General features: G+C 71.0%; 15 protein-coding genes. 4 read left to right on the top strand and 11 right to left on the bottom strand.

Annotated features, from left to right (window positions below):
- The first annotated feature begins 3 nt into the window (after window positions 1-3).
- The gene (locus ASG74_RS16450; protein ID WP_056146230.1) at window positions 4-690 is read left to right on the top strand and encodes a potassium channel family protein; all 687 of its coding nucleotides are present in this window, start codon (window positions 4-6) and stop codon (window positions 688-690) included.
- Here ASG74_RS16450 and ASG74_RS16445 read toward each other — a convergent pair.
- The 7 genes from ASG74_RS16445 to ASG74_RS16415 form a co-directional block, all read right to left on the bottom strand.
- Window positions 675-1367 (bottom strand): DUF3159 domain-containing protein, encoded by a 693-nt coding sequence (locus ASG74_RS16445; RefSeq protein ID WP_056146227.1) that lies wholly within the window; start codon window positions 1365-1367, stop codon window positions 675-677. The genes ASG74_RS16450 and ASG74_RS16445 overlap by 16 nt on opposite strands.
- A complete protein-coding gene (locus tag ASG74_RS16440) occupies window positions 1364-1732 on the bottom strand; it encodes an OB-fold nucleic acid binding domain-containing protein (protein ID WP_056146225.1) in 369 nt (122 codons plus the stop codon). The genes ASG74_RS16445 and ASG74_RS16440 overlap by 4 nt, the downstream gene beginning before the upstream one ends.
- Window positions 1732-2508, bottom strand: coding sequence for a DUF3710 domain-containing protein (locus ASG74_RS16435; RefSeq protein ID WP_056146222.1), 777 nt, complete (start codon window positions 2506-2508; stop codon window positions 1732-1734). Before ASG74_RS16435 ends, ASG74_RS16440 begins: the two co-directional genes overlap by 1 nt.
- The gene (dut, locus tag ASG74_RS16430; protein ID WP_056146219.1) at window positions 2505-2999 is read right to left on the bottom strand and encodes a dUTP diphosphatase; all 495 of its coding nucleotides are present in this window, start codon (window positions 2997-2999) and stop codon (window positions 2505-2507) included. The genes ASG74_RS16435 and dut overlap by 4 nt, the downstream gene beginning before the upstream one ends.
- A gap of 53 nt (window positions 3000-3052) precedes the next feature.
- On the bottom strand, window positions 3053-3352 hold the full coding sequence (locus tag ASG74_RS16425; RefSeq protein ID WP_056146215.1) for a DUF4193 domain-containing protein: 300 nt from the start codon (window positions 3350-3352) through the stop codon (window positions 3053-3055).
- A 155-nt stretch (window positions 3353-3507) separates the two neighbouring features.
- A complete protein-coding gene (locus tag ASG74_RS16420) occupies window positions 3508-4371 on the bottom strand; it encodes an inositol monophosphatase family protein (protein ID WP_056146212.1) in 864 nt (287 codons plus the stop codon).
- A gap of 1 nt (window position 4372) precedes the next feature.
- Complete coding sequence (locus tag ASG74_RS16415) at window positions 4373-5491, bottom strand: ferrochelatase (RefSeq protein ID WP_056146209.1); 1119 nt, start codon at window positions 5489-5491, stop codon at window positions 4373-4375.
- A 114-nt stretch (window positions 5492-5605) separates the two neighbouring features.
- On the opposite strand from ASG74_RS16415, the gene sepH reads away from it, so the two are divergent.
- Complete coding sequence (gene sepH, locus ASG74_RS16410; protein WP_056146207.1) at window positions 5606-6910, top strand: septation protein SepH; 1305 nt, start codon at window positions 5606-5608, stop codon at window positions 6908-6910.
- Window positions 6911-6982: 72 nt separating this feature from the next.
- On the opposite strand, the gene ASG74_RS16405 is transcribed toward sepH, so the two are convergent.
- The 4 genes from ASG74_RS16405 to ASG74_RS16390 form a co-directional block, all read right to left on the bottom strand.
- Window positions 6983-7660, bottom strand: coding sequence for a thymidine kinase (locus ASG74_RS16405; RefSeq protein ID WP_056146204.1), 678 nt, complete (start codon window positions 7658-7660; stop codon window positions 6983-6985).
- 11 nt (window positions 7661-7671) lie between these two features.
- Complete coding sequence (locus tag ASG74_RS16400; protein ID WP_327035470.1) at window positions 7672-8946, bottom strand: alkaline phosphatase family protein; 1275 nt, start codon at window positions 8944-8946, stop codon at window positions 7672-7674.
- The gene (locus ASG74_RS16395; protein WP_156465452.1) at window positions 8943-9602 is read right to left on the bottom strand and encodes a DUF5998 family protein; all 660 of its coding nucleotides are present in this window, start codon (window positions 9600-9602) and stop codon (window positions 8943-8945) included. The genes ASG74_RS16400 and ASG74_RS16395 overlap by 4 nt, the downstream gene beginning before the upstream one ends.
- Window positions 9603-9719: 117 nt before the next feature.
- Window positions 9720-12383: a bifunctional acetate--CoA ligase family protein/GNAT family N-acetyltransferase gene (locus ASG74_RS16390; protein ID WP_056146342.1), complete on the bottom strand. Its 2664-nt coding sequence runs from the start codon at window positions 12381-12383 to the stop codon at window positions 9720-9722.
- A 31-nt stretch (window positions 12384-12414) separates the two neighbouring features.
- Between ASG74_RS16390 and ASG74_RS16385 the strand changes: the two genes are divergently transcribed.
- Window positions 12415-13044 (top strand): nitroreductase family protein, encoded by a 630-nt coding sequence (locus tag ASG74_RS16385; RefSeq protein WP_056146201.1) that lies wholly within the window; start codon window positions 12415-12417, stop codon window positions 13042-13044.
- Window positions 13045-13113: 69 nt separating this feature from the next.
- Window positions 13114-15561 carry a DNA gyrase/topoisomerase IV subunit A gene (locus ASG74_RS16380; RefSeq protein WP_056146199.1) on the top strand — a complete coding sequence of 816 codons (2448 nt, stop codon included), beginning with the start codon at window positions 13114-13116 and terminating at the stop codon, window positions 15559-15561.
- The last annotated feature ends 194 nt before the right edge of the window (window positions 15562-15755 follow it).

Raw genomic sequence — 15755 nt, 5'->3', positions numbered from 1 at the left:
AGCATGCGCGTCGTCATCGCCGGAGCGGGAAGCGTCGGGCGCTCCATCGCCCACGAGCTCATCCGCAACGGTCACCAGCTCCTGCTCATCGACCGTGACGCCGACGGTGAGCGCGTGGCCAAGGTTCCCGAGGCCGCATGGCTCCAGGCCGACGCCTGCGAGCTCAGCGCGCTGACCGAGGCCGGGGTCGCCGACTGCGACGTCGTCGTGGCCGCGACCGGGGACGACAAGGCCAACCTCGTGGTCTCCCTGCTGGCCAAGACGGAGTTCGGTGTGCCCCGGACGGTGGCGCGGGTCAACAACCCCAAGAACGAGTGGATGTTCGACGACGCCTGGGGCGTCGACGTCGCCGTCTCGACGCCGCGCCTCATGACGGCCCTCATCGAGGAAGCCGTCTCGGTCGGTGACCTCGTGCGCATCTTCGAGTTCCAGCAGGGACGCGCCGCGATGGTCGAGATGACGTTGCCGGAGGGCAGTCCGTATGCCGGCAAGCGGGTTGGCGACATCACCTTCCCTCCCGACACCGTCCTCACCGGAATCATCCGTGGCGGCGCGCCGATCGCGCCCAGTCGCGACGATGCCCTCGAGCCGCTCGACGAGCTGTTGTTCATCACGACCATCGAGGGCGAGTCGGACCTCGAGTCGATGCTCAGCCCGGGTGCCCGCCAGAAGCGTCAGCTGGCCGACTGACCCAGGCTCTCGTCCAGCTCCTGAGGGGTGTTGCCCCTCATGAGCAACCAGCCCATGACGGCCACCCCGCCGATCCACAACGGCCATCCCAGGACGATCTTGGCGGCGCCCAGGGCGGCCACCTGTCCCGCGAGGTAGAGCGGGACCTGGATGGACAGGCGCACGACGTAGAGCGCGACGAGGACCCAGGTCAGCCGCGAGCACACCCGCACCATGCCGGCGTCACGTCGCCAGCCGAAGGGGTCCTCCGCGGCACGCGGGTCGCCGGCGCCGACGAGGAAGCCCACGACCGGCCACCGGACGAGGATCGAAACCAGCGTGCCCACGAGGTAGGCCCCGGACAACAGCATGCCCGGGAGGAAGGCGTCCTCGGCCTTGCCGCTGCGCATCGCGAAGAACGCGGCCAGGCCCGTCGCGAGGACCGCGCCGAAGACGTGCTGCAGGCTCGACCGCTGGACGAGGCGGACGACGGCGAGGACCACGGCGACCGCCACGGCGGTCCAGACGGCCTGGCGCAGGTCCTGACGCCAGGTCCAGACTCCGACGAAGGCGATGGTGGGCAGGGCGGTCTCGAGGGATCCACGCCATCCACCGAGGGCGGCTGACAGCCGGTGGCGGATGAGCTCCTCGACCGTCTGAGCGGTCACGAGGTGGTCGGGGGCGGCGTCCGGACTCACGTGGCGGCGACGATCTGGTAGGTCGGGTTGAAGATCGTCGGACTGCCCTTGACCTTGGCGATGCGACCCTGGGCGGTGAGGAAGACGCCGGGCTCGATGCCGGCGATGTGCCGGCGGCCGATCCAGACGAGGTTGACCGAGCGCTCACCGTCGAAGAGCTCGGCCACGAGCACGGGCATGCCCTGGCGCGGCGGCATGGTGATGCAGCGGACAGAGCCCGCCACCATGGCCGGCTGTCGGTCCTTGAGCTCGCCCGCACAGGCCACTGCGGCCGCGGGGCTGGCGATGGTGCGCTGGCGGATCTCATCGGCCTCGAGCTGCGACTCGGTGCGAGCCAGGTCGCGCAGCCGCTCCTTGAGCCCCATCACCGCACCTCGGTGATCTCGGGCCCGCGTTCGAAGGGGTTGAGGTCGTCGGTCGAGGTCTGGTCGACGCCGTCCTCACCGTTGGGGGCGGGCGGCATCGGCGTGGCGTCCTCCTGCGGCAGGCGCAGCGGCAGCAGCTCGCGCGGTGCCATCGGCTCGCTGCCGCGCACGACCACCGTCTCGCGGAGGATCTCGAGCAGTGGCGCCGCAGCCTCGTCGTCGATGGCACCTCGTCCGGAGATCACGCCACGCAGGAACCATCGCGGACCGTCGATGCCCAGGAAGCGTGCCGGTGCGAAGACCGTGCGGCCATCGGGGCCTGCGCTGGGCATACGCGTGCGCAGCTCCGTGCCGAGGTCGGTGTGCTCGAGGTCGGCGGTGCCACCCTGGCTGGCGATCGAGTCGGCGATCTCCGAGCGGATCTGGGACCACAGACCGCCCGATCGGGGTGCCGCGAAGGCCTGCAGCTGCAGTGCGGACTCCCCCACGACCGCCGTTGCGGCGATGACGTTCTGCTGCTCCTGGTCGATCTCGAGCCGGAGCTCCATGCCCTCGCGGCCGGTGATGCGCAGCGAGCCCAGGTCGAGGCGGCCGTCGTCGTCCTCGACCTCGGTCGCGTCGAACGGGCCGGACGAGCGGTCGACCGGGGCGTCGCTGACGACCTCATCGACCTCGTCAAGGGCGTCCTGGTCGGACGCCTCCGAGTCGATGTCGCCGGCAGTCCCTGCCTCGACGGCGTCCTCTGCGTCGGCCTTGCGCCGGCGAAAGATGCTCACGGTGTGGTCACTTCCTCGAAGGTGTCTGGAGACGTCATGCCGAAGCCTCCGGTGGATCCATGTCCAGTGTCACCCCGGACGCTGTCCGGGAGCGAGTCGGTCTCGCTGAAGTCTGCGTGGAGGTACTCCTGCACCACGAGCTGGGCGATGCGGTCGCCCACCCCGACGGTGAAGGACTCGCTCGGGTCGAGGTTGACGAGGTTGACGAGGATCTCGCCCCGGTAGCCCGAGTCGACCGTCCCGGGGGCGTTCACGACGGTGATGCCGTGGCGGGCCGCCAGCCCCGACCTCGGGTGGACGAGCCCGACGGTGCCTTCCGGCAGCGCGATCGCCAGGCCTGTCGGCACGAGCGCGCGCTCGCCGGGTGCGAGGGTCACGGTCGCGGTGGCGGACAGGTCGGCGCCCGCGTCGCCGTCGGAGGCGTATGCCGGGATGCGGGCCTGTGCGCAGAGCCTGCGGAAGGCAACCGGAATGCGAGAAGGGCCAGTCACGGGGACTGACCCTATCTCGGACATCGGCCCCTTCGGACCACGGTGGGAGCTGCTCAGGCGGCGCACTCGCGGCAGACCATCTGGCCGCCCTTCTCACTCGCCAGCTGGCTGCGGTGGTGCACGAGGAAGCACCGCGAACAGGTGAACTCGTCGGCCTGGCGCGGGATGACCCGCACCGACATCTCCTCGCCGGACAGGTCCGCACCGGGGAGCTCGAAGCCCTCGGCCTGCTCGGTCTCGTCGACGTCGACGCTGGAGGACCGCTTGTCGTTGCGACGGGTCTTCAGCTCCTCGATGGAGTCCTCCGACAGCTCATCGTCAGTCTTGCGCGGGGCGTCGTAATCGGTCGCCATGGCTCTCCCTTCCCAATGTCGTGTGGCCAATTCCCGACGAAATGTCGAGCCTGGCATCCCTGCTGGCCCAGTCAACGCACAACGCGTCGATTTTGTGCCCGTGCGAGCGGCGATTGTGCACCATCTGGCCGCAGCGTGCCACAGCGCGCCTGAGACTAGCCCCTGAGGTGCTCGCGCGTGCCCGCTTTCACGAGGTCGGGAAACACCGGATCGAGCCCCGGGACGCACGCCCAGGTGAGCGGCTCCGCGGGTCCGTCGAAACCACCGACGAGGACTCCTGCCTCCGTCGCGACGAGCCAGCCGGCCGCCAGGTCCCACGCGTTGAGTCCGGTCTCGAAGTAGGCGTCGAGCCGGCCGGCCGCAACGCCGCACAGGTCGAGCGCAGCACCGCCGTGCCGACGGATGTCGCGGATCCGGGGAAGGACGTCGAGCAGGAGACGTGCCTGGCGCTCGCGGCGCTCGGCGGCGTAGCCGAAGCCGGTGCCCACGAGCGCCTGGCCGAGGTCGGTGCACCCCGTCGGCACCAGCGCCCGCTCCTCGCCCGCGACGACCACCCGGGACCCGCCACCGGACCGGGCGGCATACATCTCGTCGCTGACGGGGTTGAAGACCGCACCGGCGCAGGGACGCCACGCGCCGGGTGTCGTCGGGTCCCCGACGACGGCGGCGACCGACACGGCATACGCGGGTATGCCGTAGAGGTAGTTGACCGTCCCGTCGATCGGGTCGATGACCCAGGTGATGCCGGACGTGCCGGTGGCTCCGCCGCTCTCCTCGCCGAGGACGGCGTCGTCGGGGCGCGCCTCGCGAAGTCGCGCGATGAGGTGGTCCTGGGAGCGCTGGTCCATGACCGTCACGACGTCGGTCGCGGTGGACTTGGTCGAGGCGACCTCCACCGCGTCCGGGCGCTCGTCGACCACGAGGCGACCGGCGGAGCGGGCGACGTCGACGGCGATGGCCTCGAGGTCGGCCATGAGGGCCTCGTCGGGCAGGTCCGGGTCCGCGGCGGCCACGCCCATGTCAGTCCCGACCGCAGAGGGCCGGACGGGCGGCGCGCAGGTTGGGGCAGCAGCCCGGTGCGCAGACCGACGGCCGCAGGTCGCGCGTGTCCGCCTGGGGGTGGACGACGACCTCACCGCGGGCCTCCGCCGCCCGCTCCTGGAGCAGGTCCACCAGCGCCTCGACGAACAGTGGGTGGGTGCCGGCGGTGGGCACGCGCACCATGGAGAGCCCGAGCCGTTCAGCGGTCTCGCGGGCCTCTCGGTCGAGGTCGTTGACGACCTCCATGTGGTCGGAGACGAAACCGATCGGGGCCAGCACCACGCTCGTCACGCCCTCGGCCGCAAGCTCCTCGAGACGGTCGTTGACGTCCGGCTCGAGCCACGGCGTGCGCGGGCTGCCCGAGCGCGAGCAGAAGACGAGCTCGTGCTCCAGGGTGACCCCGGTGCGCTCGGAGAGTCCCTGGGCGATGAGGTGACCCGCCCTCAGGTGCTGGTCGACATAGAGGTTGCCGTCACCGTCGCCCGGTCCGGAGGTGTCGTCCATGGCCTCCGGCACCGAGTGCGTGACGAACAGCAGACGCGTCGTCGCCAGGTTCCCCGGGTCGACCTGCTGGACCGCCTCGACAAGTCGTTCGGTGTTGGCGGCGATGAAGCCGGGGTGGATGGCGTAGGGCCGGACCTTGTCGATCTGCAGGTCGACCGCGGCCAGGCCGAGCTCCTCCGTCGCGGCCGCGAGGTCCTCGCGGTACTGACGGCAGCCGGAGTAGGAGGAGTAGGCCGAGGTCACGACGACGCAGATGTGCAGGAGCCCCTCGGAGCGGGCGGCACGCAGGGTGTCGGCCACGTAGGGGTCGCTGTTGCGGTTGCCCCAGAGCACCGGCAGGGCCGAGCCGCGCGCGGAGAGCTCGGCCTGGAGCGCGGCGACGAGCTCGCGGTTCTGGGCGTTGATCGGGCTGACCCCGCCGAAGTGGTGGTAGTGCTCGGCGACCTCCTCGAGGCGCTCGGGCGGCACGTCGCGTCCCGCGGTCACCCGCTGCAGGAACGGGACGACCTCCTCTGGGGCTTCGGGCCCACCGAAGGAGAGGAGGAGTACGGCGTCGTAGGGGGCGAGGGTGTCATCGGCCGACAGGTTCTGCATGGACTCAACCTAACGAGCCCCGGCTCGTCGCTGACGACCGGCGTGGGCTGCTTTGTCGATGGCCCTCGGGGTGGCACAGTCAAGGGTGACCTGACCACACCCCGGGAGATACAGATGCAGGACCTCCGTCTCATCGGCGTCCACGAGGACGGCGAGCACGTTCTCCTCTCCGACGCGGAGGGGAAGCGCTACCGCGTCGCCCTGGACGAGGCGATGCGTGCTGCCGCCCGTCGTGACCGCCCACGCCTGGGCCAGCTGCAGATCGAGATCGACGGCGGGCTGCGTCCGCGCGACGTCCAGTCCCTCATCCGCTCGGGACTCTCCAGCGAGGAGGTCGCCGACCGCGCCGGTTGGACCGTCGAGAAGGTGCGGCGCTTCGAGGGCCCCGTCCTGGCCGAACGTGAGTACATCGCCAACCAGGCCCGCGCCTGTGTCATCGGCACCTCTCGACCGGGCCCCTCGGACGGCTCCGGCGCGGAGCAGACACTGGGCAGCCGCGCGGACGAACGCTTCAAGGAGCGCAGCGTCCCGGGCGAGCTCGTGCGCTGGGACTCGTCCCGCCTCGACGACGGACGGTGGAGCGTCACCGCGGTCTTCCCCGCCGGCGGACGTGAGCGACTCGCCTCCTGGTACTTCGACCCCCGTCTGCGATCGCTCGTGCCGAGCAATGATGAGGCCCGTTGGTTGAGCGAGGACTCGACCGGCGACTCGGCCATCCCCACGCCGCACGTCGCGACCAACAGCAACCGGGCCACTGCCGTCTTCGACGTGGAGGCCGAGGGCGGGGTCGACGAGAAGCCTGCCCGTCGCGCGAAGTCGCGTGAGCCGATCGACCTCATGGCGGCGATGCGCGAGCAGTCCACCCGGTCCCGCCGCGGTCGGCGTCGCTCCTCCCCCACCCACACCGCGGTCGAGGAGTCACCTCGCGAGGACGCCCTGCCCATCGAGGACCTCGTGATGGACCCGGCCGACGCTCCCGAGCCTCCTGTGGCGCGAGGCGATCACCCGGTGTCGGCGCACCTCGACGAGCGCGCCGAGCCCGACGTGTCGGACGAGTCGGACGAGTCGGACGAGTCCGGGGAGTCGGGCAAGTCCGAGGAGTCGGGCGAGTCGGGCGAGTTCGGCGAGCGCCACGACAACGTCCGTCAGCTCGGGACGAGCACGCACGAGGTGGACGAGGCGGAGAACGTACACGCCGCCGCCGACGACCTCGAGGACGAGGAGCCGGCGGGTGACACCACGGCCGACGTCCGCGACTCCGTGCCCGAGGTGGAGGACGACGTCGTGGAGCAGGAACCGAAGCCGGCGTCTCCGCAGCCGCGCAGCACCCCCAAGAGCGGCGGCCGCAAGTCGGGCCGGCCGAGCGTGCCCAGCTGGGACGACATCATGTTCGGCGGCCGAGGCGGCAGCACCAGCTGACCCACCGCACCGCGCGGCGGACGGCAGCGGCAGGTGATCCGACCGCCCACGGGTGAGCGGACGGCATACGCCTCAGTCGCGCGGGGGCACCGGGCAGACGTCGAGGTCGAACGGCAGCACGTCCGGTGTCGCTGACGCGAGCCGCGCGGCGTGGCTGTTCATCCGTCGCATGTAGTGGCGGCGGCAGAGCACCTCGTACTCGACGAGGGCGCTCTCGGAGGCCGAGGTGTCACCCACGACGACCTGTTCGCCCTCGACCACCATGACTCCGTCGATGATGCGGGCGTTGTGCGTGGCTCGGGCGCCGCACCAGCACAGTGCCGCGACCTGGAGGACCTGCACCCGGTCGGCGAGCTCGAACAGCCGCTTGGACCCGGGGAAGAGCTCGGTGCGGAAGTCGGCCGTGATGCCGAAGCAGTTGACCTCGATGCCGAGCTCGTCGACGATGCGCGCCAGCTGCTCGATCTGCGCGGCGGTGTAGAACTGGGCCTCGTCGCAGATGAGGTAGTCGGCGCGCTGCCCGTGGGTGAGGTGCTCCACGACGACGTCCCAGAAGTCGAGGTCGTCCGTCACCTCGTGGGCCTGCGTCGAGAGCCCGAGGCGTGAGGACAGCACCGACTCGCCCAGCCGGTCGAGCTTGGTGAAGATCAGGCCCACCCGTGCGCGGGCCCGCTGGTTGTGGTCCATCTGGAGCGCGAGGGTGGACTTGCCACAGTCCATCGTCCCGGAGAAGAACACCAGCTCAGCCACGAGGCGACACCCTATGACGCCCGTGCCGGGACGTGGAACATCGGGACCGGGACCTCGTCGTCGGTGAGTGAACCGTGCAGGCCGATGAGCGCCAGGAGCTCAGGCCGGTGGTGTCGTGAGTCGACGACTGCGTGCGCGTCGCGCATCGGCACGACGACGTCCCCGATGCGGGCGAGGTGCTCGTCGTGGACCGCGCCGAACAAGCCCTGCGCGACCGCCTCGTCGCGCGAGAGCACCCAGGCGAACTCCCCCACACGCGCCTGCCACGTCTCGAGGACGTCACGGACGGCGCCCGGTTCGCAGTAGAGCTGGGGCGCTCGGGGCTCGCCACCGGTGTGGCGCACCCCGGCGGCGAGCTCAGTGTCGAACGCCACGTCGATCCGGTCGGCCATCGGCACGTCCACCATGCCGTGGTCGGCCGTGATGGTCAGCGAGCAGTCGGACGGGAGCCCGTCGGCGAGCCGCGCCAGCGCGCGGTCGATGGTCTCGAGCTCGTCACCCCACTGCCACGACTCGCAGCCGTGCACGTGGCCCACCTTGTCGAGGTCGCCCCAGTAAAGGTAGGTGAGGCTCGGCAGCGGTGAGCGGGCATGGAGGAGGGTCTCTTCGACACGAGCGTCGAGTCCTTTGGCCGCGACGAAACGCCCTCCGCGCAACGCTGCCCGCGTCAGGCCGGAGCCGTCGAAGAACCCGGGACCGGTGCGCATGACGTCTATGCCGGCAGCCGCGGCCCTCTCGAACCACGTGGCCCTCGGCTGCCACCGCTCTGGGATCGGCCCGTCCTCCCAGGACAGCTCGTTGAGGAGCCGGTCCTCGCCGGGCACGAGCACCTCGAACCCGAGCATCCCGTGCGAGCCGGGCACGAGCCCCGTGCCGAAGGAGCCCATGGAGACCGGGGTGGTTGACGGGAAGCCGCTGACGATGCGACGACCGTCCCCGAACAGGGACCGCAGCCAGGGGGCGTGCCCGCCGCGGCGCCGGAGCAGGTCGTAGCCCAAGCCGTCCACGAGGACGACGACGGCACTGCGTGCTGGAGGAAGGACCCACTGGGGCCCCGCGGCGGGCACACCGAGGGAGGCAGCCACTGCTGGGAGGACGTCACTGAGACCACCCTGTGCATAGGCGGGAGCCGGGACCGGTGGCCCGAGCGGGAGACCGCTGGGCCGCACGGGCGAGGCGGCGGGAACGCCGGACGCGGCCTCGACGGCGGATCGCCGCGCCGCACGCGGCTTGCGTGGCTTGCGCGGCTCCCTCGCCTCGCTGGGTCGGGGCTCCGTCTCGGTCACTGGCCGAGCGACGCCGAGAGGGCGTGCGCGAAGCCGATCGCCTGCTGCAGGGCCACGTCGCCGTCCGCCGTCGCCGAGACCCGCAGGGCGATGTCGTCGCTGGAGATCGTGCCGTCGTAGCCGTGGTCGGCGTCGCAACCGGGATCGCCGCAGGTCGCAGGCAGCAGGTCCACCCGGCTCACCGCGCCCCAGCCGAGCGTCAGGGTGAGCTCACGGCCGAGGGAGCCCGGCACGTAGTTCTGGGGGTCGGACACCACGTGGGTGAGCATGACGCCGCGCACCGCCGACAGCGGGATGCTCTCGGTCGTGGCCGTGGCGACCTCCTGTCCGCCCGCCGCCGCGCTGTCGAGCTCGGCATCGGTGGACGCTCCTGCGCCACCAACTCCGTCGGTCACGCTCGCACCCGCGGCCTCGTCGGCGTGGTCGTCGGCGTGCGCGATCACCAGCCGTGACGGCGTGAGGACGAGGACGGTGACGTGGCGCCGGATGACGTCGTGGTCGAACGTCGTCTCGAGGTGGACGAGGTGCGAGCGCACCTGCTCGCCCGCGAGCGCAGCGGCGACGACGTCACCGACGAGGGCCGGGTAGTAGCCCGCCCGTTCGATCGCCGCAGTGAGGTCCACCGGCAGGGTGGGAACGTCGAACGATCGCATCATGCCGCCATTCTGCCGCACGCCTCCAGTCGCGAGCTCCGCGCTCGGGTTCCTCTCACCTCGCGTGACCGCGGCGATGAGGCGAACTGAGAGAAACCCACTTCCGGCGGGAAAGATGGGTCAGGTGAGGGAGCGACGCCCGGGGTCGGCCCGGCGGGCGGTGGGGGCGACGGTCACCTCGGCCCCGAGGACCTGCACGCCGCCGGGGTGGGCGTTGACCGGGTTGAGCCGCAGAGAGGCGATCTCGGGCATGTCGTCGCTCATCGTCGAGACCCGGGCGATGAGGTCGGCGAGCGCGGCCCGGTGCACGGGAGTGGAACCTCGGTGGCCGTGGAGCACGGGCGCCGCCTTGACCGAGGAGATGAGCTCGGAGACGGCGACGTCGGTGAGTGGGGGGATCCGGTGCGAGATGTCGTCGAGCAGCTCGGTCGGCAGCCCGGCCACCCCGAAGCTCACGACGGGTCCGAACAGTGGGTCCTCCTCCGCGGTGACGACGCAGGACACTCCCGGCGTCGCCATGCGCTGGACCTCGAGCTGGCCGGCCGCGAGCGGTGAGAGGCGTTCGTTGAGCGAGGCCCACGCCTCGCGGACCGACTGCTCTCCCACCAGGTCCACCCGCACACCGGTGATTCCGCCCTGGTGACGCAGCATGGGGGCCGTGGACTTGAGCACGACCGGGTAGCCGATGTCTCCGGCGGCCTCCACCGCCTCCTCGACCGTGGCGGCCCGCCGGGTGGGCCACACCTCGATGCCGTAGGCCGTGAGCAGCGCCGCCGTCTCGTCGGGATCCAGCCGGCGCCCCTCGGGGTCGACCGACAGGACGGTCTGCACGACGTCCTCGGCGACCCTGCGGTTGACGCCGGCCGGGGCCACCGGGACCCCGTGGTCCTTGTTGCGCCACTCGGCATACTTCGTGGCCTTGGCCAGGGCGTACGCCGCGTCCTCGGGCATCGCATAGATCGGGATGGCCTGGCCGGTGCCGCCCTCGTCCATGTAGGTGGACGAGTCGACCCCGCGCATGCCGAGGAAGGTGGCGACGCAGGTCTTGTCGGAGCCCCGCGCCGCCGAGCGCACGGCGTCGGTGACGTCCTCGTCGTGGGCCACGATCGGCGGGATGAAGCAGGTGAGCACCGAGTCGACGTCGGGGTCCTGGAACGCCCTCGTGAGGGCCTCGAGGAACTCCTCGGCCGTGGCCTCGGACGGGAGGTTGACGGGGCCGTGCGTGACGGTCAACCCGCGACTCGCGACGGCCCCGGCGGAGAGTGCCCCCAGCGCCGAGGAGTTGCCCACGATGGCAACCCGGCGACCGGCGGGCAGCGGCTGGTGAACGACCAGCTGGGCCACGTCGAACATCTGGTGGACGTTGGACACGCGGATGACACCGGCCTGCTTGAGCATCGCGGTGAACACCGCCGGCCGCATCTTGGTGCGTCGCACCCGGTGCCCCGGCGGCACGCCGTAGGCCGAGACGCCGGACTGGACCACGATGACTGGCTTGATCCGCCCCAGGTTGCGCGCGATCCGCGAGAACTTGCGCGGGTTGCCCATCGACTCGAGGTAGAGGCCGACCGTGTGGGTGTCGTCGTCGTCGATCCAGTACTGCATGAAGTCGTTGCCCGAGACGTCGACCCGGTTGCCGGCCGACCCGAACGTCGAGATCCCGAGGTTGCGCCTGGCCGCGGAGGCGAGGACGGCGATGCCCAGGGCGCCGGACTGCGCGAAGAGGCCAAGGTGCCCCACGGGGGGCATCGTCGGTGACAGCGAGGCGTTGAGCGAGAGCGCCGGGTCGGTGTTGATGAGCCCGAACGAGTTCGGCCCCACGATGCGCATGCCCGACCCGCGGGCGCGGCGCACGAGCTCGGCCTGGAGCTCGTCCCCGTCCCCGCCGCCCTCACCGAAGCCCGCGCTGACGATGAGCAGTGCGTCGACGTCGGCGGCCGCGCACTCGTCGACCACCTTGAGGACGTTCTCGGCGGGCACCGCGATGATGGCGAGGTCGACACGACCGGGAACGTCGCTGATCGTGTCGTAGGCCTTGCGACCGAGGATCTTCTTGGCCTTGCGGTTGACGGGGTGGACCTCGCCGGTGAAACCGGCGCCGAGAAGGTTCTTGAGGAAGTGGTGGCCCATGGAGTCCGGCGAGCGGCCCGCCCCGATGACCGCGACCGTCGAGGGCCGCAGCATGCGCCGCACGCTGATCGCCTCCGCGCGGTGCTCGCGCGACATCACCACCGCCTTGGAGCGGTCGGTCGGCTCGATGTCGAAGTGCAGCGCCACCACCCCGTCCTCGACCTTGCGGCTCACCTCGTAGCCGGCGTCCGAGAAGACCGTGAGCATCTTGCGGTTCTGGGGAAGGACCTCGGCCGTGAAGCGGGTGATGCCGAACTCCTGGGCGATCGCCGCGAGGTGCTCGAGCAGGACGGAGCCGATGCCCCGACCCTGGTAGTGGTCGCTGACGTTGAACGCGACCTCCGCCGAGCCGGCGTCGATCCGGTCGTAGCGGCCGATCCCGAGGATGTCGTCGCGCACCGTGATGACCAGGGCCACCCGGTCCTCGTAGTCGACGTGGCTGAAGCGGTGCACGTCCTTGTCGGACAGCCGGCGCAGTGGCGCGAAGAAGCGCAGGTAGATCGACTCGTCGGACTGGCGCGCGTGGAAGGCGTGCAGTCCCTCCTCGTCGGAGGGCCGGATCGGTCGCAGGTGCCCCACGCTGCCGTCGCGGAGCACGACGTCCGCCTCCCACTGCACCGGGTAGCCCGGGGGGAGATCGACGTCCTCGCTCATGCGGACATCGTGGCACGGCACGATGACGACCATGGATCTCATCGACGCGGTGTCGCGTCGCCGCATGGTGCGGCGCTTCGACCCCGACCGCGACGTCCCGCTCGACACGGTGCGGCGCCTCGTGACCCTCGCCCAGCGCGCCCCGAGCGCCGGCCACACCCAGGGGTGGGACGTCCTCGCCCTCACCGGCGCGCAGGACCGGGCCCGCTTCTGGGACGTGACCCGCGAGGGCCCGGGCGAGCCCGACGCCTGGCTGCGCGGCGTCTCCGCAGCGCCAGTCCTCCTGGTCATGCTCGCCGACCCGACGGCATACCTCGACCGCTATGCCGAACCGGACAAGGGCTGGACGGACCGTTCACCGGAGCGGTGGCCGATCCCCTACTGGGACACGGACACCGCCATGGCCGCCATGATCGTGCTGCTCGGGGCGGTCGACGCGGGGCTGGGTGCGTTGTTCTTCGGCGTGCCGGCCGCGCGTCACGATGCCCTCAGGACCGCGTATGCCGTCCCGCCGGGTCGGCGGGTCGTCGGCGTCATCGCGTTGGGTCACGAGGCGGAGCGGGTGAGGAGCCCCTCCCTGCGGCGAGGGCGCCGCCCGCTGGACGAGGTGCTCCACCTCGGCAGGTTCGGCGCGTCGGGTGCAGGGACGTCGGAGGCCTGAGGGAGGATGCAGTGATCGTTCGCTGTCCCGCAGCGAGACACCGACATACCCGAGGCAGACCGCTCACCCATGGCCAAGCGCACCCCGACCCCCTCCTCTGACGCCGCGGACATCCACGGCAAGGTCGTCGACATCGACGTCGGGCTCGAGATGCAGAACGCCTTCCTCGAGTACTCCGTGTCGGTCATCCACTCCCGTGCCCTGCCCGACGTGCGTGACGGCCTCAAGCCGGTGCAGCGCCGCATCCTGTACTCGATGAGCGAGATGGGCCTGCGTCCCGACCGTGGCCACGTGAAGTCCTCCCGCGTCGTCGGCGACGTCATGGGCAAGTACCACCCGCACGGGGACACCGCCATCTACGACGCGCTGGTGCGCATGGCCCAGCCCTTCACCATGCGCCTGCCCCTCGTCGATGGGCACGGCAACTTCGGCTCGCTCGACGACGGCCCGGCCGCCTCGCGCTACACCGAGGCCCGCCTCGCACCGGCAGCCCTGGTGATGACGGCCGGCCTCGACGAGGACACCGTCGACTTCGTCCCCAACTACGACGACCAGCTGCTGCAGCCCGGCGTGCTGCCGGCGGCCTATCCCAACCTGCTCGTCAACGGCGTCTCGGGCATCGCCGTCGGCTTCGCGACCAACATGCCACCGCACAACCTCGTCGAGGTCATCGGCGCCGCCCGCCACCTCATCACCCACCCCGACTGCAGCCTCGACGACCTCATGAAGTTCGTCCCCGGGCCCGACCTGCCGCTCGGCGGCAAGATCGTCGGCCTCGACGGCATCCGCGACGCCTACCTCACCGGCAAGGGCACCTTCCGCACCCGTGCCACCACCCGCATCGAGAAGCTCACCCCGCGCAAGTCCGGCATCGTCGTCACCGAGCTGCCCTACCTCGTGGGTCCCGAGAAGGTCATCGAGCGGATGAAGACGCTCGTGCAGGGCAAGAAGCTCCAGGGCATCAGCGACGTCAAGGACCTCACCGACCGCAAGCACGGGCTGCGCCTGGTCATCGAGGTCAAGAACGGCTTCAACCCCGAGGCCGTCCTCGAGCAGCTGTTCAAGCTCACGCCGATGGAGGACTCCTTCGGCATCAACAGCGTCGCACTGGTCGACGGGCAGCCGCAGACGCTCGGGCTCAAGGACCTGCTGCGCCACTACGTCGAGTTCCGCATCGACGTCGTGCGCCGTCGCACCGCCCACCGGCTGCGCAAGGCCCAGGACCAGCTGCACCTCGTCCTCGGCCTCCTCATCGCGATCCTCGACATCGACGAGGTCATCCAGCTCATCCGCACGAGCGACGACACGGCAACGGCGCGCACGCGCCTCATGAGCGTGTTCGACCTCAGCGAGCTGCAGGCCAACTACATCCTCGAGCTGCAGCTGCGACGCCTCACGAAGTTCTCCCGCCTCGATCTCGAGACCCAGCGCGACGACCTCCAGAAGGCCATCGAGGAGCTCGAGGCGATCCTCGGCGACGAGAAGCTGCTCCACCGCACCGTGTCCACCGAGCTCGGCGAGGTCGCCAAGAAGTTCGGCACCCCCCGCCGCACCGTCCTGCTCGAGTCGGCCGGCAACCCGGTCAGTGCTGCCGCGCCGCTCGAGGTGAGTGACGACCCGTGCTGGGTCCTGCTGTCCTCCACCGGGCTGCTCGCGCGCACCTCCACCGACGAGCCGATCCCCGCCGAGGGCGGCCGCGCCAAGCACGACGCCGTCATCGCTGCCGTGCGCACGACGGCTCGGGGCGAGGTCGGTCTCGTCACGAGCCTGGGCCGGATGATCCGGATCAGCGCCCTCGAGCTGCCGACCCTGCCTCCGCTGGGTGGCGCTCCGTCGCTGTCCGGCGGCGCACCCCTGGCCGCCTATGTCGACCTGCCGCGCGGCGAGGAACCGGTCTCGATCGCGTCGCTGGCCGCCGACGGCCCCGGTCTCGCGCTCGGCACCGCTTCGGGCATCGTCAAGCGGGTCACCGCCGACCAGCCGAAGTCGCACGACTGGGAGGTCATCTCGCTCAGGGACGGTGACCGTGTGGTCGGTGCGGGTCAGGTCGCGACCGGCGACGAGGACCTCGTGTTCGTCACCTCCGACGCCCAGCTGCTGCGCTTCCCGGCCAGTGGGGTGCGACCGCAGGGCCGCACCGGCGGTGGCATCGCGGGTGTGCGCGTCAGCGCCGGCGAGCAGGTCGTCTTCTTCGGTGTGGTCGACCCGGCACGTGAGGCCGTCGTCGTCACCGCGAGCGGGGCGGCCGACGCCCTGCCCGGCACCCAGCCCGGCGCTCTCAAGGTCACCCCCTTCTCCGAGTACCCCGCCAAGGGGCGCGGCACGGGCGGCGTCCGGGCCCACCGCTTCCTCAAGGGCGAGGACACCCTCGTGCTCGCCTGGGTCGGTGCCACACCGGCCCGAGCCAGCGGCGCCGGTGGCGTCGCGCTCGAGCTGCCCGAGGCCACCGGCCGGCGGGACGGCTCCGGAGTGCAGGGCTCCGCCGTCATCACCGGCATCGGCGCACCGCTGTCCTGACAGCGCATCCCCTCCGACTTATTGCCCGTTTGGCCAGTGGCTCGCTGCCCTCGCAACTGGCCAAACGGGCAATAAGTCGCCCTTGTCGCGTTACGTGATCGTGACTTCCCAAAGGAGCAGAATCCTTCCCCCGTGCGCGTAACCGCTTTTACACTGCCAAGTGGTTCCCTCAGCGCCGAGGTCAGGAATGGCCT

Origin of the sequence: Knoellia sp. Soil729 (assembly GCF_001427985.1) — a bacterium.
Classification (GTDB): domain Bacteria; phylum Actinomycetota; class Actinomycetes; order Actinomycetales; family Dermatophilaceae; genus Knoellia.
The sequence above is the reverse complement of the archived record's forward strand: the minus strand, read 5'-3'. Positions and strand labels throughout refer to the sequence as shown.